The organism is Paenibacillus cellulosilyticus (assembly GCF_003182255.1).
In the GTDB taxonomy this organism is placed as follows: Bacteria; Bacillota; Bacilli; order Paenibacillales; family Paenibacillaceae; genus Paenibacillus_T; species Paenibacillus_T cellulosilyticus.
In genome coordinates this window covers 224805-248931 of the sequence record NZ_QGTQ01000005.1, presented here as the reverse complement: position 1 = coordinate 248931, position 24127 = coordinate 224805, and the positions used below count along the sequence as shown (strand labels likewise).

Genomic DNA, 24127 nt, shown 5'->3' with positions numbered 1-24127 from the left:
TTACATCATTATTTCTACTATTCTTTTCTGTTGAATTCATATACTATTTCATATAATATGGAATTTCTATTATTCCACTGTGATGATTTACGGGTCTGAATAGACAATAGAGAGGGGTCATCCAATGAGCTTTATTGAAATTCGTCAGCTGACGAAGCAGTTCCGACAAGCGGTGAAAGAGCCAGGTCTCGCTGGTGCGGTCAAACATCTTTTCACCCAGAAGTATGTCGATAAAACGGCTGTCGCGGGCATTGATCTCGACATCGAGGAAGGCGAAACTGTCGCTTACGTCGGTCCGAACGGCGCCGGCAAGTCTACAACGATCAAGATGCTAACCGGCATTCTCATCCCAAGCGCTGGCACGATCAGCGTCGGCGGCATTGATCCTTATCGTAATCGGATGGAGAATGCGCGTACGATCGGCGCAGTATTCGGGCAGCGAACACAGCTGTGGTGGGACATCCCGATCTCAGAAACGTTCTCGCTGCTGAAAGATATTTATGAAATTCCAGATGCACAATACAAACGCAACTTGGATCAGTTCATCGAACTGCTAGGCATGGAGGATTTCCTCCACCTGACGGCACGCAAGCTGTCGCTCGGTCAGCGGATGCGGGCCGATCTCGCCGCAGCACTGCTGCACAACCCACGCACCGTTTATCTCGATGAGCCGACCATCGGCCTCGATATCGCCGTGAAACAGCGCATTCGCGAGTTCATCCGTGCCTCCAATAAAGAGCACGGGACAACGGTTATGCTGACCACACACGACCTTGGCGACATCGAGGATCTATGCAACCGTCTCGTCATCATTGACCAGGGCAGCTTGATCTATGATGGTACGCTTGCCGCTGTGAAGGACCGCTTCGCCCGCGAACGGGTCATTCACTTCCAGCTGCAGAGCGCCGACCTTCCCGCACTCCGCGAAGCGCTTGATCATATGCCGAAGGTGACTGCCGAGAAGCTGGATCGACAGCATGTTTCATTGCGATTCGACCGCTTCCACATTACAGCGAGCGAGGTCGCATCGGCTGTGATGCGCTGCGGTGAAGTCGTCGACTTCCGGATCGATGAGCCCGGCATCGAGCACGTCATTAAGCAGGTGTACGAGGGCCACATCACGCTCGATGAACAGCACGCGGATAAAGAAACAGCCGCTGGAACGGAGGCGAGTCGCCGATGAACGCCTGGCTTCGGCTTCCACGTTCTTGGCGGGCCTATACGGGCATTGCAACGCGTTCCATGCAAAATACGCTGGCTTACCGCCTGTCCTACGTCGTTAACTTTGCCTCAAGCTTCGTCCTGCTCATCGCCATGTATGCACTGTGGAGTGCCATCTATGCTGGACGCGACGAGCTCGCCGGTATGTCTTGGACGCAGATGAAGACGTATCTCATCATCTCGTTCATCAGCAACTCGCTGCTGTCCTACTATTCCGAATCGCGTATATCTGGCAAAATTCTCGATGGCAGCGTCTCCGCCGATCTGCTCAAGCCGCTCGACTTCCAGAAGGCGCGGCTCGCTGAAACGCTTGGCTCTACCGTTATCGAAGGCGGGCTTACCGCTATCCTTACATTCATCGTCGTACTCTCTGCATCCGGCATACTGAAACCGGATTTCATCCATAGCCTGCTGTTCATCCTCAGTGTGCTTGCTTCGCTGATGGTCAAGTTCGGCATCGTCTACATGGCCGGACTGCTCTGCTTCTGGTCGACGGGATCGCTCGGAATTGTATGGGCACGGATGGCTGTGACGAGCCTGTTCTCTGGCGCGCTCGTGCCGCTCTCCTTCTTCCCAGACTGGCTGGAGAAACTGGCGCTGGTGCTGCCATTCCAAGGCATCGTACATACACCGGCAGCCATCTATCTCGAAGAGGTCAGCGCATGGGGCGCGCTTGGGCTGCTTGCCGTGCAATGCGTATGGGCATGCGTCCTATGGCTTTGCGGCAAACTCATGTGGTCATGGGCAGTGCGGCAGATTACGATTCATGGAGGTTGATTCGGCATGTCCATTGTTCGCTCAGCAAGACGTACCTTTTTCTTATATCGCAGATTGTTCGGCACACAACTGAAAGCGATTCTCGAATATCAGACCGACTTCTTCATTATGATCGTCTCCGCCGTTCTGACGCAGATGCTCGGCATCGTATTCCTATGGGTCGTCTATAATCGGATTCCGGATATTAACGGATGGACGTTCTGGGAAGTTGTCTTTATGTATGCCATGATCTATCTAACCGAAGGGTTCGGCTCTTTATTCTTTGAAGGAACCTGGCGGCTTGGCGGTCTCGTCAACCGCGGGGAGCTTGATGTTATGCTGCTGCGTCCCGTATCCCCTATTCTCCAGGTGCTGACTAACGGCATCGGAATGAACGGTATCGGCAATATCATCATTGGCTTTATCATGATTGGACAAGCGCTAACCAAGGTCGATCTACACTGGTCCTTCGGCAAAATCGTTATCGCTATCTTACTCATCATCACAGCCGTTGCCATCCGCGTATCGATCAATTTGGCGGCCAACACAAGCGCATTCTGGATCAAAAACGCCGGCAACGCCTTTCCGATTATGATTCATAATCTGGGGGAGTTCGCGAAATACCCGATTACGATTTTCTCGATGGGCATTCAATTGCTTGTCGCCGTCCTCGTACCGTTCGCGTTCGTCAGCTTCTTCCCGGCTTATTATCTGTTCGACAAAACGACTAGTCCGTGGATCTGGATGGCTCCGCCAGTAGCCGCAATTTATTGCGCGGCGGTTGCCTACGTGCTATTCCGAATCGGAATGCGCAAGTATGAGAGCGCAGGCAATTGACCGCTCATCAATAGCCGCGAGTTCAATTCGAGAAGGGCCCTCTTATCGCTAGAGGGCCCTTGTTGTTATTGCCGCGCTGCGGTGGGGGCAGCCGCACTGCGGCCGTCAGCCGTTACAGACGCTCGATTAATAATCGAGTCGACTTGTTATATAGGCAGACACGTGCCAGTTGTATGCGCTGTCATAAAACTTGAAGTAGTTGCCTACTGGTTGGCTGAGGCCATACACCGTCCCATTGACCGTTGCGGTCAGCGTGTTATTGACATAAATATCGAAAGTACCGTCGATCTGATCAGTAGTCGTCGCGCTTAGACTGACGAGTCGGAATTCGTACTTCACGCTGCCTACATACACAATCGCGTTGAAGAAACCTTGATCGCCCGAGCTGAGCGGATTCTCCGTCCAGCTTGCAATTGCATTGCCGCTCGTCGCCGTCAACCAATTGCCGGTTACACCGTCCTTCACATAGAGCGGGCTAGTCGAGAAGACGCCGTGCACATAAGTGCTAGGCGCCGCTGAGCTGGATACCGTGAAGCTCATCATGACAACAAGCAAAAGCACAGTAAACGCTGCGAGCCACTTTCTTTTCATTAATCATCCACCTTTCAGTCCCGAAATTTGACCCCCGAATGAACATATGCCCGGCCAATGATAGCCATTCCGATCCAAAAGAACCAATCATTATAAATGAAAAGAACTAGCGTAAAATACAAAAGATCCCGTTCACAATGAGCGGGACCTTCTTATGGGACGATTGTATTCAACTGTATCATGCCTCAATCGCTCTAGCTTATTGAACCCGCTTAATATGATCCGTAATACTAGCCGCTGTCTCTCGCAGCGCCTTCGCAGCTTGTTCTGTCTTGGCCTTCGTCGTCAGTTCATGGCCCCATGACTCATTCCACTCATAAGCCATATCTACACCGTCTTTCGTAAACTCGACACTTTCGCCCAGATAGTAATCCCAATGCGAATCGGTTGTTACGAGCTGATCGGGCTTAATGATTCTGCGGATGTAATCAACAACGGGATCAATGTAGCGTGAATCGTTCGGAATTTGAATGGGAACCTTTGTAAAACCTACATTTGAATTTTCGTTTCCTCCACGCATCAGCAAAACCTCCTGCCTCGAATTAGGGTTGGTATTGACGAAGTACTCTGAAAAGTTCAATTATTTTAATTATAACATCTCAATAGGTAATAAGTGTTTCATGAGATTAATTTCATTAAATTGAACATTCACACCAAATGACCGCTGCCGATGAAACGCCACTGCTCCCTATTCATTCTAATTCACACGATCGTTATTGCCAATTATATCCTATCATGGTACCTTATAGTTCGCGGTGACCAATCTCACAAACCAACTCCCCTCCTTCCATCGTATGAATCCAACCTCGACTATAGTTGGGGATATCATCCCGTCGAGGGACCGTGTGCGAACCACTGTTATTCTTCTATACTGAACTCAACTGTTATTTCCATTGAAGGAGTCTGAGTACGATGAAACAACAAACTGAGCACAACCCATCGATCCCGCTGCCGCCGGCAGGCCCGATCGGACGATATGCCAGCCAGACGCTATATATGTTATTCATAACGCTGCCGCTCTCCATCATTAGCTTCGTCTTATCGGTCACGCTGACCGCACTCGGTTTCGGACTAACGCCGCTCTTAATTGGTCTTCCGATTCTGAAAATGAGCGTCCATCTCTCGCACGCGCTTATGATGGCGGACGCCCGCCGCATTCGGATGCTCCTGCCAGAGAAGTACGCAGCCGCTCTGCCTTATCAGCATGCATTTGGCCCGTTCTCGTATAAGGATCTGTTCACGTCGACGGCTCCGTACTTCCCGCTGACGTATTGGCTCGTTAAGCTGCCAGCATCCGTTCTGCAATTCGCAGCTGCCGTGACATTCCCGCTTGTGGGTACGGCTGCGCTGCTATCGCCGGTCGTCTACCTCGTGCTGAAGCAATATGACATTGAAATTTATCAAGATGATGTCGTTTTCAATACCATATTCCCAATGCTATCGCCGCTAGAACGGTCATATGTCGGATCGGGTGTCGGACTGCTGTTCCTCTTGATCGGCTGGAGCGTATTGTCTCGACTGACACATGTGCAAGCGAACCGCACGGCTATGCTGCTGGAGGCGAATCCACAGCGGCCAGCAGCTGCTAAAGCACCGATCGTCCCTGCTGTACAGCAGGAAGTGCCCGCAGACGCACTGTATCAGGCTGCAGCAGCATCTGCACAACCCCCGTACAGCGACACGGCGAAGTCCGAGGCGGATTACTCACTCGATTCGCTTCCGTTCGAGCCATTCGATCCAGATGCACCAGCGCCAGCATCGGCAACAACGCGCTACTCCTCGAACAATAACGACGATCTGAAGGCTGAGCTCGACGCGCTGCGTCAGCAGCTTCACTCGAAGATGTACCCGCCGCAATAATAAGCAGTTTACATCCGTCTCTCTCCTGAGAGGCGGATTGTTTGCGTATATCCGCTATTTTTTTACAAGGAAGGGAACCTTACGAGCACATTCGATCTCTAATAGGTATAAGCTTGGCCGAAAGGAGTCCCCACATTGAACGAACTTATCGATATTGTCGTTCGCGCAAGGCACGGGTCAAAGGACGACTTCGTCCGTATGATTCGCATGTTTGAAAAAACGCTGTACCGTGTTGCCTTCGGCATGCTGCGTTCGGATGAGGATGCGGCAGATGCGATCCAAGAGACGATCATCGCTGCTTTTCGCCAAATTCATCAACTGCAGGAACCTCGTTATGCGCAAACTTGGCTCGTCCGCATTCTGATCAACCATTGTAATGGCATGCTGAAACGAAAAAATCAGGTAATTCCGTTGTACGAGCACGACACGATCATCGCCTCTTCGCCTGATCAACCTAGCGAAGACAAGCTTGATCTTTATCACGCGATCGGGCTGCTAGGCCCGGAACAACGGGAAGTCATTATGCTGCATTACCTTGAGGATATGCCGTTGAAGGAGATCGGTGAGCTGCTGCAGCTGTCGGACGGAACGATCAAGTCAAGGCTGTATCGTGCAAGGGAAAAGCTGGCGATGCTGCTGAAGGGTCCTGTGCAAGAGGAGGGAATGCTATGAGCTTCGAAGATAAGATTCGCAACGATCTAAGAGGAACGACGGACGAGCAGGACCTGCCGATTCCTGATGCGGTGAGAAGAAGGATCGATGAGACGCTCGCATCTCTGGTCGGCGATTCTGCGATCAAGCATGGCACGGGACAGGTTGACGATAAACAAAACCAGAACATTGTTGAGGTTCCGAGTCGGAGAAAAGCAGTGTTTTCCCTCCGCCGGACAAGACGACTCGCTCTTGCGATCACCTTCCTTCTGCTATCTACGAGCATATGGATTGCATCCAATCCGCAAACGGTTGATTCGATGAAGCCGTATCTATCTTCGATTTTCGGCTGGATTGGCGATGAAGGTGTGAAGCAGAACTTGCAGCTGCAGCAATCAGGTGAGCTGCCTATTCTAACGGAGGTTAAGAATAACGGATACATTCTTCGGATTCATGAGGCGTTCTACGATGGTTTGCAGGTATCCTTCACCTACACGTTCCGCAAGGAACAAGGTGAGATTCCTACAGGAGATTATGTGATACCCGACTTTCAGCTTACACCATCTGCGAAGTCGGTGCTCGGCTACACGTATAAATTTGATCATGGCGGTTTATACGACGGCTACGAAGCTGGGGTCGTCAAATATTTTTTGCAGAAGAAGCTCCCCGAGACGTTTACATTAGCGATCAACGTTCCCAAATTTGGTGTTCAACACTCGGACGGCAGACCTTATACGGTCATACAAGGGGATTGGAGCTTCGAACTGCCCATCACCGGCGTAGACCACACCCATACGGTGAAGTGGGACAACCCTTTACGTGCCGAGCATGAGAACCATTCGTTTGAGGTGGTACGGCTGCGGATGTCGGATACGGCAGCAGAATGGCATTTGAAGCTGCAAATTCCTTTCATGAGGAAGCAGGCTATGTTTGAACAAGGCGAATATGTTCATTTCCGCATTCAAGATGAGAAAGGCAAGGAGCTTGAGGGGACAGGCGAGTGGAGCACCTCACATCACACCGAGCGCCCACCTACTCCTGATTCTGCTTATATTGAGGATGCGTGGCTGTATACACCGCCTGTCCCAAGCGGCTCCACCATTACCGTTATACCCATGATCCGAACGATGGCAACCGTCAACGGCGAGCCCGAATGGAAGGAAACTCCGCTTGAAGGGCTGACGATGCAGGTACCTGTCCAATAGTTGATTTTATGCAAAAGGAGCTGCTCTTCATGCCATCATCCGATGTGCTTGCAGGGCAGCTCCTTCATGTTGCGAATGCAATTATGTACGTTGTCTAACCCCACTGTACATAGTCGATTTCCAAGAAACGCACGACCTCGGTCTCCCATCGCTCCGCGACGAAAGCTGTGTGTTGAGGATGGTTATTGTAAGCTTCATATGCTTCTTGATCGGCGAACGCCATCGAGAAGCCGTATTGATAGTCATTCTTCGGGCTCACCTGCAGGTTCACCACGAATTGCTCGACCGACGGGATACTGCTCAGAATGCGGCGGCCGTCCGCCAGGAACTGCTCGGCTTCCGCGGATTCGCGCGGATGCTTAAGCGTGAATATTACCGAATGGATAATGCGAGATTGCTGATCTGCCATCGTTCTTCGCCTCCTGAAATCAATTTGCGTAAGCAAATTGATTGCTTCGTAAGCATACGCTAAATCAATTTGCTTGCCTCTTCGATACCGCTACTTGTAAGCAAATTGATTGCTTCGTAAACGCTTATTCCGATACCTTCTCATCATAGCGTATCTGCGGACAGGCGTGAAGACGAAGAAAATGTCGATCCGAAAGTTCATGCTTATTTTCTAGTCCCAAGGATGGGTTACCGTGAGATAATCTGCGAAGCGCTTGCTTTCTTGCCGACGAAGACGGCGCATTTCGGCCCGCTGCGGCGCTGTCTCATGCAGCTTCAGCTCTTCCTCGGTTTCCGGCACAACGTCCGGGACCTCGATCGGCTTACGGTTCTCATCCAGCGCGACGAACGTCAGGAACGAGGTTGCCGCAATCGTCCGCTCACCGGTCAGCAGCTCCTCCTTGACGACCTTCACGAATACTTCCATCGAAGAGCGGCCCGTCCAAGTGACGAATGCCTCCAATGAAACCGCATCGGATGGGCGAATCGGGGACAAGAAGTCTACCGAGTCAGTCGAAGCGGTTACGACGGGCCGACGGCAGTGCTTCGTCGCTGCAATCGATGCAATATCGTCAATGTACGACATCAGCTTGCCGCCGAACAGTGTGTTGTGGTTGTTGACATCCGTCGGGAACACCCGAGCTGTCTTGAAGCATCTTGATTCTCGTGAAAACCGCTTACCCATACGTTTACGCCCCTTCACAATCGATCGTTATACCCGTACTTTAGCACGTCTAACAATAGATTGCCATTTTAGAGGTCGTTCAACAAGTCCGCTTTTGATCACGAAGCATCACAAGAAGTGTATTCGGCATCGAATCTTGGATGAAGCTGTGACTTCCGGTTCTCACGTAGCACTTCACTACGCTCCGATCCTCATTCCCCGCTTGATCCAACCTTCTCGGTGCTGAAAACCGAACTTTTTGAACACGTATTTTAAGAGGTCGTTCAACAAGTCCGCTTTTGATCACGAAGCATCACAAGAAGTGTATTCGGCATCGAATCTTGGATGAAGCTGTGACTTCCGGTTCTCGCGTAGCACAACACTTACGCTCCGATCCTCATTCCCCGCTTGATCCAACCTTCTCGGTGCTGAAAACCGAACTTTTTGAACACGTATTATAAGAGGTCGTTCAACAAGTCCGCTTTTGATCACGAAGCATCACAATCTACCCGAACGCGCACTTATACATGCTGTACGGCATCGAGTGTGAGGCAAAGTCTCTTCAGCATCTCATCGACATCAGCATGCGACACGATCAGCGGTGGTATCAGACGAATGACGGATGCGCTGGACGCATTAATAATGAGTCCATTCTCCATTGCGGCAGCCGCAAGTCTAGGAGCTGCTGGCTGCGAGAGATCGAATGCAATGAGCAGTCCCAACCCCCGAATGTTCGCTAGCTGATAGCGCTTCGCAATACTCTTTAGTCCAGCCTGAAGGTATTCTCCTAACTCCTTCGCATTCTCCGACAACTGCTGCTCTACGATCGCACGAACAACGGCCTGCCCCACGGCCATCGCCAGCGGCTGTCCTGTGTACGTCCCACCTTGCTCACCTGGCTCGAACAGGTTATACCGCTCTTTCGTCAGCATCGCCGACAGCGGGAAGCCGCCGCCTATCCCTTTGCCCAACGTCATAATATCCGGTTCAACGCCATAATGCTCGTAAGCGAACAGTTTGCCCGTGCGCCCCAGACCGGTCTGAATCTCGTCGAAAATAAGCAAAATCCCGTGCTCGTCACACAGCTCCCGCAGCCCTGTAACATAAGCCGGGTCCGCCAGATGTACGCCACCTTCGCCTTGCACCGGCTCAATCATAATCGCACATGTCTGCTCGCTTACCGCTTCGCGCATGGCATCCAGATCATTAAACGGTACATGCCGGAAGCCAGGTACCTTCGGCGCAAACAGCGGCTCCCAATACGGCTTGCCTGTCGCCGACATCATCGCCAGCGTCCGGCCATGGAAGCCGCCAAGCGTCGTAATGATCTCATAAGCGCCGCCGCGATGCACAGCACCATATTTGCGTGCCAGCTTAATCGCGCTCTCATTCGCTTCCGCCCCGCTGCTGCCGAAGAATACACGGTCGAATACGGTCAGCTCTGTGAGCTGCTTCGCGAATTGGGCCATCGGCTTATTGTAAAAGCCAGGGCTCGCATTCACCAGCTGCGCTGATTGTGCAGCTAGCGCAACCTGAATAACGTGCGGGGAGTGGCCCAGCGCATTCACCGCCCAGCCCCCAATGAAATCGAGATACGAACGTCCCTCCGTATCCCACAAATACATGCCCTCGCCTTTCTCCATAATGACGGCAGGGCGTACAGCCGTGAATAATACAGCATTCTCAGCAGCTTCAAGCAACTCCATTGTTTCTGACGATGGCGCTCCAACACTCCTATTCGGCATTCCAAACAAACCTCCCCAAATCGCAATCGGTTAATTATTTATACAACAATATGAATAATTATACAACCGCGTTTTTGGAGAAAGTTGTCCGTCTATCCCTACACCCAAGCATCGTTGCTATAACCACGTTGTTCCCAATAACCCACGTGGCTATCAGCAATCAGCTCGATTCGGACTAGCCATTTCACCGATTTATAAGCATACATTTGAGGTACGATCAGTCGAACCGGACCGCCAAGATCGCTTGGAATGGGCTTGCCATCATGCATAACCGCTACCATGACATCGGACATTTGCACCTTCACTTGTTCGAGCGACAAAGCGTCGGTATAAACCCCGTCACCGGAGTAAAATTTAATATACTGAGCCTCTGACTTAACTCCCGCCTCGGCCAAAAGCGTACGCAGCGGAATGCCTTCCCACGTATTGTGATAGACCGACCAGCCGGTCACACAGTGAAAGTCGCTCACTTGAACCTTGCGCTTCAGCTTCACGAACTGCTCCCATGTGAACTGCAGCTTCTTCTCTACCAGTCCGTCAACCGTAAACGACCAGTTGTTATTGTCAAAGCTCGGAATCGGCGTCACCGTGTAGACGCGGAAATGTCCGGATGAGCCGCCGCCTATTGGCGGACTCGATGCCGCAAGCGGCAGCGGCGCAGGCACGAGATCGTTCGAATCGCTCTCCAGCAGCTGTTCCATGGAGTTGCCGCCAATCGAGCCGCCGAGCGATTTGCCGATCCATTTTAAAAAAGAGGGTCCTATTAACACAGCCAGTCCAGCCGCAATCGAACCTCGAATGAACGAACGGCGCGTATAGAACGGCTGAGGCATCGACGCCGGATGCAACTCCTCCTGCGCGGGTCTTCGCCCTGACGATACGGTCCGACGGTTCGGTTCCTTCAACCATTGTGTTCGTGTAATCGAGTGATAGATGATATACGGCAGTCCAATCCATGTGAGCAAATCATGCACGGTTAGCGCGGGATTCGACCAACGCGGCCCGACCGCTCGGAACTGCCACAGCAGTACGCCAGAGGCGAGCCAACCGACTAATAGTGCAAGCACGAACAGCACATTGAACCGCTGCCACGGCTTGTCACGCAGCTGCTTCCAGTGCTTCCCGGCGAGCAGCAGGTAATAAAGAACCGGCACCAGTGAGCCAATGCCAACGACGATGTGAATCTCTTTGATCCATACTCGCCCTTCGCCTAGAATCTCACGCCAGAATCCTCCGAGTAGAATAAGTCCGGTTACTGCCAACGCGACGACAATCCATCCGTTCCATGCATGCAGCATAACAAGCTTCCGACCGTAACCTTTACGAAGCCGATCCAGCAGCTTCACCAACGCGATCAACCCCCTAATGGGCATTAATTACTATCAGAACTGGTATGTATCCCCTTTCATTGTAGCATCCGAATATTTAAAAAAGCTTAAAATCCAAGCTCTTTTCCATTTTATAAAATGATAGAAATGCAACCTATACTATCTCGTATAGTTTCTTATATAATTCAAGTATCTACGTGGATTTCGGCTATTTCGGAAAGCGTTTCTGCCATACTATTTTTTGCATATGTACACTATGAACAACACATACTACCGAGAGCGCTTAGTAAATTAATTTTTTCTACAAAACGTGTCCTTGACAACTTTGTCGGTTTACTTTTTTCTTGACATCTCTATATACTAGAACCTATGCGTTTTATTCGAATTCAGGGAGGAAAAACCAAATGAGTAAGATTCAAATCGGCATCGTTGGTTACGGTAACCTCGGTAAAGGTGTCGAAAAAGCAATTGCACAAAACCCAGACATGGAGCTTGTTGCAATCTTCACACGCAGACAACCAGAGGATTTCGCTTCGCACAGCGCTAAGTTCGAGCACATCTCGGCAGCTGAGCAGTACAAAGGCAAAATCGACGTTATGATTCTGTGCGGCGGTTCCGCAACGGACCTGCCAGAGCAAACGCCGGTTATCGCAAGCATGTTCAATACGGTTGACAGCTTCGATACACACGCGAAAATCCCCGAGTTCTTCAACACGGTTAACGCTGCGGCAACGCAAGGCGGCAACCTCTCTGTTATTTCCACTGGCTGGGATCCAGGCCTGTTCTCGCTGAACCGCCTGCTTGCTGAATCGATTCTTCCAGAAGGCAAAGACTACACGTTCTGGGGCAAAGGCGTAAGCCAAGGCCACTCCGACGCAATCCGCCGTGTACCAGGCGTGAAAGGCGGCGTGCAATACACGGTTCCAGTTGAATCCGTAATCGACCGCATTCGTTCCGGTGAAACGCCTGAGTTCACGACGCGCGAGAAACACCTCCGCGAGTGCTTCGTCGTTGCTGAAGAAGGCGCCGACCAAGAAGTGATCCGTCAAACGATCGTTTCGATGCCGAACTACTTCTCCGACTACGACACGACGGTAACGTTCATCTCCGAAGAAGAGCTCAAAGAGAAACACCAAGGCATGCCGCACGGCGGCTTCGTTATCCGCAGCGGCATCACGGGCGAGAACACGAAACAAATCATCGAGTTCGGTCTGAAGCTCGAGAGCAATCCTGAATTTACTGCAAGCGTGCTCGTTGCTTACGCACGTGCTGCAATCCGCCTCAGCCGCGATGGTCAAAAAGGCGCGAAAACGGTATTCGACATTCCATTCGCTTACCTGTCGCCAAAATCGGGCGAAGAACTTCGCCGCGAATTGCTGTAAGTTAAAAATTTTTAACGCCTCGTAAACCCCCGTCGCTATGCGAACGGGGGTTTTTTTTGGCAATTTTTTGTACTCATATACATTTTATTTGTACTATATAATAGAAGAGAGAGAAAAACCCCCTGCAAATAGAGCAAATTAATCAGGGGTGAAAGGTTTTTTTAATTGGCGAACCAGGAGTCTTATGTTTTAAACTTTGAAATTATCACGAGAAAAAAGTGTAAACGATAGGTGAAAAACTATAAAAGAGCTGGAGGAGCATTCCTCGCAGTTACTGAGTAAAGGGAGTGTAGAACGTGGTAAGTACGATTACGAAAGAACAACAAACCGCGAAAGAATACGTACAAGCTGTGTATGACAAAGTGATTAGCCGTAACCAAGGCGAAAGCGAGTTCCATCAAGCAGTTAAAGAGATCTTCGACTCTCTGATCCCAGCAATCGAGGCTAACCCTCAGTACATCAAGCACAACATTCTCGAAAGAATCGTTGAGCCTGAGCGCGTTGTTTACTTCCGCGTACCTTGGCTGGACGACAACGGCAACGTACAAGTAAACCGCGGCTTCCGCGTTCAATTCAACAGCGCAATCGGACCTTACAAAGGCGGCCTTCGCTTCCACCCATCCGTTAACGCTAGCATCATCAAGTTCCTTGGCTTCGAGCAAATTTTCAAAAACTCCCTGACGGGTCAACCAATCGGCGGCGGCAAAGGCGGCTCCGACTTCGATCCTAAAGGTAAATCCGATAACGAAATCATGCGTTTCTGCCAAAGCTTCATGACGGAACTGTACCGTTACATCGGTCCAGACACTGACGTACCAGCTGGCGACATCGGTGTTGGCGGCCGCGAAATCGGCTTCATGTTCGGTCAATACAAACGTATTCGCTCCGGCAACGAAGCTGGCGTTCTGACGGGTAAAGGTCTGCTGTATGGCGGTTCCCTGACGCGTACGGAAGCAACGGGCTACGGCTGCGTATACTTCGTAAACGAAATGCTCGAGTCCAAAGGCCTGAGCTACGAAGGCAGCACGGTTGTTGTCTCCGGTTCCGGTAACGTATCGATCTATGCAATCGAGAAAGCAACGCAGCTCGGTGCTAAAGTCGTAGCATGTTCCGACTCGAACGGCTACATCTACGATGCAGACGGTATCGACCTTGCGCTCGTTAAGCAACTCAAAGAAGTTGAGCGCAAACGTATCAGCGAGTATGTAAAATCGCGTCCAAACGCAACGTACACGGAAGGCTGCACGGGCATCTGGTCGATCCCTTGCGACATCGCTCTTCCTTGCGCAACGCAAAACGAAATCAACGAAGAGTCCGCTAAGCTGCTCGTTAAGAACGGCGTAAAAGCAATCGGCGAAGGTGCTAACATGCCTTCGACGCTGGAAGCTATCGAAGTGTTCCTGTACGCTGGCGTTCTGTTCGGACCTGCAAAAGCAGCAAACGCAGGCGGCGTAGCGGTATCCGCTCTCGAAATGTCCCAAAACAGCATGCGTCTGTCGTGGACGTTCGAAGAAGTTGACGCTAAACTGCACCAAATCATGAAAAACATCTTCAAAAACAGCACAGCTGCTGCTGAGAAGTATGGCCACCCAGGCAACCTCGTAGTTGGCGCTAACATCGCTGGCTTCACGAAAGTTGCAGACGCTATGATCGCTCACGGCGTAGTATAAGATTACTACCTTTATACATGCAAAGACCGCGCTTATGCGCGGTCTTTGTTTATATGCTGCTATTTGTGAACAAATCTAGACACAAACCGTCCTTTTAGGTATGTTTCTGTCTCAATGTGGTTGGCTAGTCCATCCGCCCGTGATATACTAAGGACAGCGAAGAACGTTCTTGAGCCTCCGGGGCTTAAGGGCGTTTTTATTTGTTTATATCTACTATTTTCGACGTGTGTTTCTTCATTAATATATGTGCTGCGTTACAACCTCCATACGCCTTGTGTCGAAGAGCCTTGCAACCCCTTACATTTGCTATTTACCTAACTCCCATCCACGTAGTGATCCCTACCTTCTGACCTGCGAAGGCGTTACCCCTTTATACTGCTTGTACAGCTTGGTGAAATAGTTCGGATTGTCGCAGCCGACTTGGCCGGCAATCTCGGTGACGGTGTCGGTCGTATCGCGCAGCAAACGCTCCGCTTCGTTCATTCGGCACAGATTGACGTATTCGACAAAGGTGCGGCCGGTCAGTTTCTTGAACATTTTGCAGAAATGATACGGGTTGAGGCTCACGAACTTCGCCGCCTGCTCAATCGTCCATCGCTCGGCATACCGTTCCTCCACTTGGCGAAGCAGCGGCTTGAACCGCTCACGGTTCAGGCTGTGCTGCGATTCGCTGCCTACTCTTCCTTCCGCCTGATGCGGCAGCAATATGCGCGCCAGCTGCGTGAACAGCATATGCAGATGCGACTTGATGACAAGCGGATAACCCGGTTGCTTCGCTTCGAACTCCATCACCATCTGCTCGAGCAGCACGTAGTGAGCGGCACAATCCGCGTTCAGCTTGTCTGGCTGCACCGGCAGCTGCAGCTTGCCCTCCACATAGGGTGCCACGAGCTCGGCATGTATCGCATCATGCGACCAATCGTTGAACAATGCCCCGTTGAACACAATCGAGATGAATCGAATATCCCCGTTGCATCGGCTATAGCCGACATGCAGACCCCCTGCTGGTACGAACAGCACGTCACCAGGCTCCATCTCATAGGGACGGCTATCAATATGAAACACGGTGCTCCCCTGCCGCATGATAATAATTTCGAAGTGCTCATGCCAGTGTAGAAACAATATATTTTGATCCATTCGCGCGTCCGAACAGCGGTTATCGAACAGCATATATGGATAGGTTTTGTGCGCGAGCCGCGTGTTTTCCCATAGTGCCTGCGGATACGTCATGCGTTCCACCCCCCACAAGATCCGACTACTATTCCCCAAGATTATATAGAGAATTCAACAAATGATAGCGCTATTATGAAGTTGTTCAGTTCTACTATAAGCCAATATTGGAGTGATACACAAGATGAGTAACTTGCTGCGCATCGGCACGCTGGTTGGCGGTGGGGACGCGGTTCGCGTCATTCCCCAAATCGTAGGTCATGGCTTCGAATCGTTCAGTCTCACCTTCTGGCAGACGACGGGTTCGGTTGATTTGAAGGAAACAGCAGCTCGTGTTCGCGAGCTGGCGGATAAGCACAATTTTGTTATATCGACGCTTGGCATCTTCGGCAATCCGCTGACCGGCGCGGGCGACAATGCAGATACACTTGCAAGCTGGGAGCGCCTGATCGACCATGCGCATCTGTTCGGCACAGACATCGTCTCCGGGTTCACAGGCCGACTGACGGATCGTCCGATTGACGAATCGATTCCTGCATACGCGGAAGTATTCGGTGAGCTGGGCCGCCGTGCGGCGGACAAGGGCGTTCGGATCGCATTCGAGAACTGCGACATGGGCGGCACTTGGGCGACTGGCGACTGGAACATCGCGCACAATCCGACGGCGTGGGAGATGATGTTCAACGCGATTCCATCGGACAACATCGGCCTGCAATGGGAGCCGTGCCACCAGATGGTCAGCTTGATCGATCCGATCCCGCAGCTGCGCAAATGGGTGTCGAAGGTGTTCCATGTACACGGCAAAGATGCAACGATTGCTTGGGATATTGTGAAAGAGTACGGCATTCATGGTCCGAAGGAGTTTGTCTGGCACCGTACGCCAGGCTTCGGCGATACGAACTGGTCGGACATCATTACGATTTTGCGCCAAGCAGGCTATCAGGGCACGATCGACATCGAAGGCTGGCATGATCCGGTATACCGGGGCGAGCTGGAGATGACAGGACAGGTACACGCACTCAACTACCTTAAAAACTGCCGCGGCGGAAGCATCATTCCGAACCCGGTCTAAGACGAACGCGGAGGGTACTAAGCGATGACAACTACTTATCGAATTGCTCTCGTCGGCTGCGGAGGCATTGCGAATCTCTGGATGAAAAATGTGCTTCAGCGCAAAGACGCATCCGTCGTCGCTCTCATCGACGTGCGTGAGGAATCGGCTCAAGCAATGGCGGAGAAATATGGGCTGTCCTGCCCTACGTTCACCGATCTGCAGACGGCCATCGAAGCAACGGACGCGAATCTCGTGCTCGACATTACGATTCCAGCGGCTCACTACGAGATTCGCCGCACCGCGATGCTCAATGGCTGTCACGTATTCGGCGAGAAGCCGATGGCGGAAACGATGGAGCAGTGCAACGATCTCGTCGCACTCGCCGATCAGACAGGACGCTCGCATGCGGTCATGCAGAACCGTCGCTATGAGCCAGGCATCCGCGCGCTGCAGAAGCTTATCAACGATGGCACAATCGGCAAGCCGGGTTACATCGGTGCAGATTTCTTCATCGGCGCGCATTTCGGCGGCTTCCGGGATGCAATGGACAGCCCGCTGCTGCTCGACATGTCGATTCATACGTTCGACCAGGCACGCTTCATCATCGGTGCTGATCCCGTGTCCGTCTATTGCCAAGAGTTTAACCCTGTTGGCTCTTGGTATGCAGGCAACGCTGCAGCTATCTGCATCTTCGAAATGTCCGATGGCTCTGTGTTCTGCTATCGTGGTTCTTGGTGCGCGGAAGGTCAGCCGACTTCATGGGAAGCAGACTGGCGCATTACGGGCGAGACGGGAACGGCAATCTGGAACGGCGTCGACGCACCGTATGCAGAAGTCGTTGCGCCTGGCGATCAATCCGGCAAATTCATTCGAGAGTATGTCCGTGTCACGACCGAAAAGCAGTCGATGGAGAGCGTCTTCCATGACGGCTGCATCGACGAGATGTTCGAGTCGCTTAACGAAGGACGTCCGTCCGGCACTTCCGGGCATGACAACCGCTACAGCATGGCAATGGTGCTCGCGGCGCTTGAAAGCGCGCGGACCGGCCAGAAGATTAACATTGCGGACTTCATGGCGGGGCGATAACCTTAACTCGTCATCTGTTATATAACATGCACTGAGCGGAGTCCCCAAATAACGAACAAGCCTCCAACGCCCGCTTCTTTAGCGGACGCTGGAGGCTTTTCTCATGCATCAAAAAAGACACCCGATGGTGTCTGTGCATTCAAATATGGAATTGAGGGTGAATTCAAATAGAGCATAGGCGTCCTCGCCTTTCATAATAGTAGTATAACTTACGGAAAATTATCAGTCTACACTTTTTCTCTATTTTGGGATACATTTCTTTAGGCAAACACATCTAAAGGAGGGTTCCCCCACTGAGTAACCTTTATCGTGTATTTCACCATGCCATCTCCATGCTCGGCCAAGAGGACCGACGCCCCGTCATGCAAAAAGCCTCACTTGACACCGTCACCATGCTGATGCTGCCGCTCCGATTGTATTTGATCAAGCTTGTCATGGATCGGATTCAGCAATGGGGACAGCCAACGAGTGATCGCGAGTCCTTGTTCCTCGCCTGCGCCGGACTTGCCTTGCTTATGACAGCAGCCGCATTCATCGGTTCTTCTTCGCTGCTGAAGCATACCCGTATTTATGAAATCGGCACCCTGCTAAAGGAACGCCTGATCGTGGAGAAAACCGCCAGCCTCCCGCTTCGCGCAGTCGAGACACCTTCCGTGCAGGACGTACGCCGGCGTGCACTACTCTATGCACCCGATGCCGTCTGTCTCGAAGGAATGAGCCTCCTCATCCAAAGCATGCAGGCGATCCTGCTGACCGGATTGATCTGCTGGATGGGCTACTGGCCATTGGCAGTTGGACTGCTGCTTCTTGGCTGCGGACAAAGCTGGCTCTACGCCGCAATCGGCTCACGTCTTGAACGAACACAAACGAAGCAAGCCACTTCACTTCGGCTCGCCGATCATCTCCATCAGTTACTCATCGCGGAGGTTCCGGCGAAGGAAATTCGAATCTTCGGTCTTCACTCCCTTCTTCAGCAGCGCTGGTTGGATTACAGCCGAGATGCTGGCAAGCAGAATGAGCAGGCTGTCGCCCGGAGCGAAAGACAGAAGCTGCTGCCAGAGCTGTCCTTCTCACTCATTAGCGGTATAGCGATTCTACTAATCATCCTTTCGAGCTCAACAAACATCAGCACTGCAGGTGATTATGTCGTGCTGTTCCAATGCGTCACTCTGCTTGCTGGAGCAATTCCGAGTGTCGTGAAACAGGTTGGTTCGCTGTCGCAAATGGCCGTTCACTGCGAGAATTTCAAAGCCTATATCCAGCATCCAGATGACCGTACAACCTACAACCACAATCAGCAGCAGCGTGGCAATATTCCCGAGCAAGCCTCTGGACCGATTGGTCTGCGGACAGAGCAGCTAACTTTTCGCTACAACGTCTCGCCCACCGATCGCCTTGCAGCGCTCGATGACATCAGCTTCGAGATGGAGCGAGGCACGAAGATCGCCATCGTTGGCGAGAATGGTTCCGGCAAATCAACGCTCGTCAAGCTGCTGCTCGGACTGTATCGCCCCGATGCAGGCGAAGTCCACTGGTTAACTAAGGAGGGCAATGTACAAGCGGGTCATCCAACATACCGGACAGCGGCCGTCTTTCAGGATTTCAATCGGTACCAAATGCGGCTGCGTGATAACGTCGCCATCGGCGACGTTATGAAAGTGACCGATGATGCTGCAATTACTGAAGCCCTAGCCAAGGCTGGACTGCGTGAATGGCATACATCGCTCGATGATACAATCGGAACCGCGTTCGGACGATTCGACTTATCCGGCGGGCAATGGCAGAAGGTCGCAGCGGCACGCGCTTATATGCGCGGCGACTGCTTCCTCGTCTTCGACGAACCAACGTCTGCGCTCGACCCGCAGGCAGAACGGGAAGCTTTCGCCGATTTCCTGCGGGCAGCAGAAGGACAGACGGCTATCCTCGTGACACATCGGCTAGGCGCTGCTAAGCTGGCCGATACGATCCTTGTATTGAAGGATGGCCGGCTCGTTGAACAAGGCACACATGCGCAGTTAATGACGGCGCATGGCGAGTATGAACGGTTATATCGCCTGCAAGCCGCATGGTATGTCTAATCTTTAAGCAAACGGAGGTCTTATCTTGACGATGTACATACAACGAGCTGCAAGCATTATAAGACTGCTCAAGCTTATTGTGAAACAGAACCCCCGACTCACAATCCTATGGATGCTCATCCCTCTGCTGTCAGGCTTCGTCATCGTTCCATTGGCAGCAGCCGAACGGCATCTGATCGACACCGCGATTAATTACGCGGGCAGCGGCAGAGCACGTATCCTGCAAGCGGCATGGCCATCACTCGTAACACTTGCCGCGGCATCTGCCGGAGCTGTCTTTCTCGGTATGATGAAGAGGCTGACCGATACGTACATGGCGAATCGCGCATCTCGGCAGTTGATGATGGAGATTCAGAGCCATGCGATTCATGTACCGCTAGAGCAGCTTGAAAGCCCCGACTATTACGATCGCTTGAGCCGCGCACAAGCGGCGGCGGGGCAGGCTTTGACTAGCATTCTGTTCAGCACCGCCGAGACCATTCGGCTAACCTGCGCACTTGCTGGCATGATCGTTGTTGCAGCATCCGGACATTGGGCCATTGCAGCCATGCTGTTCACCGTCAGTGCAATCGTCCTCATTCAACGCGTACGACTTGAAATTACAGTGAAACAGGCAGCAAGAGCGCTCACGACGGACGGGCGCATGGCCGATTACTTGAAGCAGTCGTTGGCCGAGCCAAGTGTGCTCAAAGAACTGAAAGTGTTCCAAGCTCTCTCCTATATGATCGAGCAATGGTTCGGTAGAGTACGAACCTATGAAATAACGCGCAACAACTATCGGAGACGCGAAGGCCGCATGGCGGCATGGTTCGGACTTTCCTTCCTCCTTCTGCTGTTCGCGTCGCTCGCCATTATAATAGGACAGCTTGACCAACGCACCGTTACGGTCGGTACAGCAGCAATTGTGTTCCAGACCATCCTTCAAGCGCAAGGTGTTCCGCTCCAGATGTCGTGGTCATTAAGCCGGCTCTACATTCAAGGTGCGCAGGCCTCCGACCTAGCCGATTTTGTTAATGGGTCCATCCCTTTGCATGCTCATCAGCAACTTGCATGGAACGAAGCCATTCATACCATTCAGTTCGACAACGTCGGTTTCCGTTATCCAGGAGCACATTCCGATGTGCTGCGTGGACTGAATATGACACTACGCGCTGGGCAAACGGTCGCTCTCGTCGGTGACAACGGAGCTGGCAAGTCCACCTTCGTGAAGCTCATGCTCGGATTATTCGAGCCGACGGAGGGACGTATTCTAATCAATGGACACGACATTCGGCACCTTAATCGGCAGAGTCTGTACACCCAGCTCAGTGCCGTCTTCCAAGATTGCGGTCATTATCCGCTCACGATGCGCGAGTACGTCACGGCGGGTTCCAGCTCGGCGGCTGCCTCGTCAGACGATCGGGAGATTCAACGCGTCTTACAACTGTGCGGTCTTCACTCCTTGGCCGAAGGCAGTCATGGGCTAGATCAGAAACTAACGAACGTATGGGCGGATGGCCGAGAGCTGTCGGGCGGACAATGGCAGCGACTAGCGATCAGCCGGGCCGCGCTTCGAAGCAGCAGCGTCATTGCACTGGATGAACCAACCTCCGCGGTCGATCCAAGCGGTGAGTTGGAACTATACAACATGTGCAAGGCGCTTAGCACGGGCAAGCTGGCCGTCTTCGTCTCCCATCGACTCGGCTGGGCACGTTACGCCGATCGCATCCTAGTGCTGCACGACGGCAATGTAGTAGAAGACGGCAGCCATGAACAGCTAATGGCGCTTAATGATCGATATGCGAGCTCTTTCCGTTCGCAGGCATCCTGGTACGAGCCGGAGCAGCTGAATACGGCAGCGCTATAACGAACAACCCCGCCAACGGCCGTTGGCGGGGCATCTCACTTTACTTCTTCAGCTTATTGTATTCATCCGTGATTTCCTTCAGGATCTCATCGCCGCCCTGCTGACGCCACTTCTTGCTGAGCTCGGCGATTCCCGTATCGATATCGATCTTCCCATTGATTATATCAAGGAAGTACTGGTTGTAGATCTCGTTCACGATTGCACTGTTCTTCAGTTCAACTGGGCCAATTGTTGGCACAAGGTTCGGGATTTGCGTCTTGGATGAGATCTCGACCGATTGAATCGCGCGGTCGCGGTTCGGCTCCGTCTGCGGCAGGTAGCTTGCATCCAGCGGATAGATCACATTGCCCCATGCGAGCGGATGCGACCAGCCGTTTTTCGCAAAACCGTCCTTGGCGCGCTCTTCTTCATTGTAAGTGATTTTGTCGCCGTCCTTCGTGTAGTGGATGCCTTCGATACCATTCTGCAGCAGGTCGCGGCCTTCCGGCGACAGCAGGAATTCGATGAACTTCGCAGCTTTCTCTTTGTTCTTCGCTTCCTTCGTAATACCGGTCAACAGACCGCCCTTCGGAACCGTCCACATGCCGCCTTTGCCTTCTGGGCCGACAGGAGGAGCGGTCCAGCCGATAACGCCATTCGGGTTAACCGCCTGCAGACTGCCCTCAATACGGCTGACGTTGCGGAACAGGGCATCGTCCATCGCACCGGCTTTCTGCTGGTAGAACTTCTGCTCCTTGCCGCCGTTATCATTCACGAGGAACTCTGGATCGATCAGCTTCTCCTCATTGAGCTTGCGCAAATATTCGATGCCTTGTTTGAACGCCGGATGCTCGAAACGCGGAATGACATTGCCCTGGTCGTCGAGCTCATAATCCGCATAAGGAAGGCCGTAAGCATAGAACGCAAAGTCGAACGTACTAATACGGCTGCCTGCACCAGGCTTTGTCGTCGTTAACCCGTACGTATCTGCCTTGCCATTGCCATCAGGGTCCTGCGTTGCGAATGCCTTCAGTACGTTATATAGGTCATCAAGCGTCGTCGGCAGCTGGAGATTCAGCTTATCGAGCCAATCCTGACGGTATGTGATCGTATAGTTCGAGTGTTCGCCACCGACCTGATAGAGGTAACCATAGTATTTGCCATCGATCGCCGTCCATTGCAAACCGTTCTCCAGCTTCTGCTTCACGGTCGGCATTTCGTCCAAATAATCATTGATCGGCACAAGAATGCCTTCGTTAATCCATTGGGAAACGGCCTGCGTCGGGTAGCTCGTCGTTACAACATCCGGATAATCGCCGGAAGCGAATGCCGCGATGACTTGGTCGTTCGCGCCGTAAGGCACGATTTTCAGGTTCAGCTTAATGCCGAGCCGTTTGTTGATTTCCGCAATGATGCGGTCATCCTTCGCGAGCGGCGCAGCGACCAAGTCACCCGTCGTCAGATACGTCAGTTCTACTGCCTCATCCGATGCTGCGGCACCTTCACCGGAAGCAGAAGCCGCCTCCGTCGATTTCGAATCCGATTTGCCGCATGCCGCAAGCAAGGACATAATCAATGTGACCATAATGGCTGTCGTCAACAATCTCTTCCACGTCTTCATCGTTCAATAACCCCCAATTAGTGCGATTCATAGTCTAACCTCTGTCTACTCTCTCGTCTTACTCCTTAACAGCGCCAAGCATAGCGCCCTTGACAAAATATTTCTGGAAGAACGGATACAGCAGCAGAATCGGAAGCGCAGCCGCCATAACTGAAGCCATCTTCACGGAAGGGCCGAGCAGAAACGTGCTCTCTCCGCCGCTCATATAAGCCGCCTCATTCTGGAACAGCATGCCCCGCAAGAACAGCTGCAGCGGCCACAGATCATGATCTGTGATGTAGAAGATTGCGTTGAAATATTCGTTCCAGCGGGCTACCGCATAGAACAGCGTAATCGTTGCAAGTGATGGCAGCGACAGCGGCAGCACGATTCGGAACAGCACCCCTACATCGCTGCAGCCATCGATCTTTGCAGAATCCTCGAGACTCTCGGGAATCGTCTGGAAGAATGTTCGCATCAGAATGAGGTTGTAGGTGAAGATCACCGTCGGAATGATGAGCGCCCAGACGCTGTTCATGAGTCCGGTATTTTTGACCACGAGATAGGTCGGGATGATGCCCCCGCTGAACATCATCGTGAAGACAAACAGAAACATGATGACCCGCGTTCCCTTCAGACTGCTCTTGGACAACGGATAAGCGGCAAGTACGGTGAACAGCATGCTTATCAGCGTACCGACAACCGTAACGAAGATCGTCACGCCGTAGGATGTCCACAGCTCCTTCATCCCGAAGATATAATCATAAGCAGCCAGCGTGAAATGCCGCGGAAACAGGTGAACCGCCGAGCTTAGGTTGTCATCGAGCGGGCTGAGCGAAACGACGAGCGTATCCCAGAACGGGTAGAGCGTAATCACACCAAGCAAGGTAAGGATGATCACATTAAAGCCATCGAATAATCTGCTGCCGTAAAATCTGCTATGCATAGTCTCCCTCC

Annotated in this window: 21 protein-coding genes; 12 read left to right on the top strand and 9 right to left on the bottom strand. The window is 52.2% G+C overall.

Features of this window, described 5'->3' with window-relative positions; translation table 11 throughout:
• Positions 1-124: 124 nt before the first annotated feature.
• The 3 genes from DFQ01_RS10220 to DFQ01_RS10210 are packed head-to-tail and all read left to right on the top strand — an operon-like array spanning position 125 to position 2814.
• Entirely contained in the window at positions 125-1183 is a 1059-nt protein-coding gene (locus DFQ01_RS10220; RefSeq protein WP_110043785.1) for an ABC transporter ATP-binding protein, read from the top strand.
• Positions 1180-1998, top strand: coding sequence for an ABC transporter permease (locus DFQ01_RS10215; RefSeq protein WP_110043784.1), 819 nt, complete (start codon positions 1180-1182; stop codon positions 1996-1998). Before DFQ01_RS10220 ends, DFQ01_RS10215 begins: the two co-directional genes overlap by 4 nt.
• A gap of 6 nt (positions 1999-2004) precedes the next feature.
• On the top strand, positions 2005-2814 hold the full coding sequence (locus tag DFQ01_RS10210; RefSeq protein WP_110043783.1) for an ABC transporter permease: 810 nt from the start codon (positions 2005-2007) through the stop codon (positions 2812-2814).
• A 126-nt stretch (positions 2815-2940) separates the two neighbouring features.
• Here DFQ01_RS10210 and DFQ01_RS10205 read toward each other — a convergent pair whose 3' ends face one another.
• On the bottom strand, positions 2941-3405 hold the full coding sequence (locus DFQ01_RS10205; protein ID WP_110043782.1) for a hypothetical protein: 465 nt from the start codon (positions 3403-3405) through the stop codon (positions 2941-2943).
• 199 nt (positions 3406-3604) lie between these two features.
• Positions 3605-3925 (bottom strand): hypothetical protein, encoded by a 321-nt coding sequence (locus tag DFQ01_RS10200; protein ID WP_110043781.1) that lies wholly within the window; start codon positions 3923-3925, stop codon positions 3605-3607.
• A gap of 392 nt (positions 3926-4317) precedes the next feature.
• On the opposite strand from DFQ01_RS10200, the gene DFQ01_RS10195 reads away from it, so the two are divergent.
• The 3 genes from DFQ01_RS10195 (at position 4318) to DFQ01_RS10185 (ending at position 7121) form a co-directional block, all read left to right on the top strand.
• Positions 4318-5265: a sensor domain-containing protein gene (locus DFQ01_RS10195; protein ID WP_110043780.1), complete on the top strand. Its 948-nt coding sequence runs from the start codon at positions 4318-4320 to the stop codon at positions 5263-5265.
• 135 nt (positions 5266-5400) lie between these two features.
• Positions 5401-5937, top strand: a complete 537-nt coding sequence (locus DFQ01_RS10190) for a sigma-70 family RNA polymerase sigma factor (RefSeq protein ID WP_110043779.1) — start codon at positions 5401-5403, stop codon at positions 5935-5937.
• Positions 5934-7121 (top strand): DUF4179 domain-containing protein, encoded by a 1188-nt coding sequence (locus DFQ01_RS10185; RefSeq protein WP_110043778.1) that lies wholly within the window; start codon positions 5934-5936, stop codon positions 7119-7121. The genes DFQ01_RS10190 and DFQ01_RS10185 overlap by 4 nt, the downstream gene beginning before the upstream one ends.
• Positions 7122-7215: 94 nt before the next feature.
• Here DFQ01_RS10185 and DFQ01_RS10180 read toward each other — a convergent pair whose 3' ends face one another.
• From DFQ01_RS10180 to DFQ01_RS10165, 4 genes are all read right to left on the bottom strand, one after another.
• The gene (locus DFQ01_RS10180; RefSeq protein ID WP_110043777.1) at positions 7216-7530 is read right to left on the bottom strand and encodes a Dabb family protein; all 315 of its coding nucleotides are present in this window, start codon (positions 7528-7530) and stop codon (positions 7216-7218) included.
• 210 nt (positions 7531-7740) lie between these two features.
• Complete coding sequence (locus DFQ01_RS10175; protein ID WP_110043776.1) at positions 7741-8253, bottom strand: acyl-CoA thioesterase; 513 nt, start codon at positions 8251-8253, stop codon at positions 7741-7743.
• Positions 8254-8753: 500 nt separating this feature from the next.
• The gene (locus DFQ01_RS10170; RefSeq protein ID WP_110043775.1) at positions 8754-9977 is read right to left on the bottom strand and encodes an aspartate aminotransferase family protein; all 1224 of its coding nucleotides are present in this window, start codon (positions 9975-9977) and stop codon (positions 8754-8756) included.
• 98 nt (positions 9978-10075) lie between these two features.
• On the bottom strand, positions 10076-11326 hold the full coding sequence (locus tag DFQ01_RS10165) for a molybdopterin-dependent oxidoreductase (protein ID WP_110043774.1): 1251 nt from the start codon (positions 11324-11326) through the stop codon (positions 10076-10078).
• Positions 11327-11709: 383 nt separating this feature from the next.
• Here DFQ01_RS10165 and DFQ01_RS10160 point away from each other — a divergent pair, with 383 nt between their 5' ends.
• Positions 11710-12687 (top strand): diaminopimelate dehydrogenase, encoded by a 978-nt coding sequence (locus DFQ01_RS10160; RefSeq protein WP_110043773.1) that lies wholly within the window; start codon positions 11710-11712, stop codon positions 12685-12687.
• Between the two features lie 296 nt (positions 12688-12983).
• On the top strand, positions 12984-14357 hold the full coding sequence (gene gdhA, locus DFQ01_RS10155; RefSeq protein WP_110043772.1) for an NADP-specific glutamate dehydrogenase: 1374 nt from the start codon (positions 12984-12986) through the stop codon (positions 14355-14357).
• A gap of 339 nt (positions 14358-14696) precedes the next feature.
• Here the strand turns inward: gdhA and DFQ01_RS10150 are convergent, their stop codons facing one another.
• A complete protein-coding gene (locus tag DFQ01_RS10150; RefSeq protein WP_110043771.1) occupies positions 14697-15587 on the bottom strand; it encodes a helix-turn-helix transcriptional regulator in 891 nt (296 codons plus the stop codon).
• Between the two features lie 124 nt (positions 15588-15711).
• Between DFQ01_RS10150 and DFQ01_RS10145 the strand changes: the two genes are divergently transcribed.
• The 4 genes from DFQ01_RS10145 (at position 15712) to DFQ01_RS10130 (ending at position 21591) form a co-directional block, all read left to right on the top strand.
• Entirely contained in the window at positions 15712-16599 is an 888-nt protein-coding gene (locus DFQ01_RS10145; RefSeq protein ID WP_110043770.1) for a sugar phosphate isomerase/epimerase family protein, read from the top strand.
• A 24-nt stretch (positions 16600-16623) separates the two neighbouring features.
• The gene (locus DFQ01_RS10140; RefSeq protein ID WP_110043769.1) at positions 16624-17667 is read left to right on the top strand and encodes a Gfo/Idh/MocA family protein; all 1044 of its coding nucleotides are present in this window, start codon (positions 16624-16626) and stop codon (positions 17665-17667) included.
• 362 nt (positions 17668-18029) lie between these two features.
• A complete protein-coding gene (locus tag DFQ01_RS10135; protein ID WP_174812473.1) occupies positions 18030-19745 on the top strand; it encodes an ATP-binding cassette domain-containing protein in 1716 nt (571 codons plus the stop codon).
• A gap of 31 nt (positions 19746-19776) precedes the next feature.
• Positions 19777-21591 carry an ABC transporter ATP-binding protein gene (locus DFQ01_RS10130; protein ID WP_245946613.1) on the top strand — a complete coding sequence of 605 codons (1815 nt, stop codon included), beginning with the start codon at positions 19777-19779 and terminating at the stop codon, positions 21589-21591.
• Between the two features lie 40 nt (positions 21592-21631).
• On the opposite strand, the gene DFQ01_RS10125 is transcribed toward DFQ01_RS10130, so the two are convergent.
• A complete protein-coding gene (locus DFQ01_RS10125; RefSeq protein WP_110043766.1) occupies positions 21632-23191 on the bottom strand; it encodes an extracellular solute-binding protein in 1560 nt (519 codons plus the stop codon).
• Positions 23192-23249: 58 nt separating this feature from the next.
• Positions 23250-24116 carry a carbohydrate ABC transporter permease gene (locus tag DFQ01_RS10120; protein ID WP_110043765.1) on the bottom strand — a complete coding sequence of 289 codons (867 nt, stop codon included), beginning with the start codon at positions 24114-24116 and terminating at the stop codon, positions 23250-23252.
• Positions 24117-24127 lie beyond the last annotated feature (11 nt).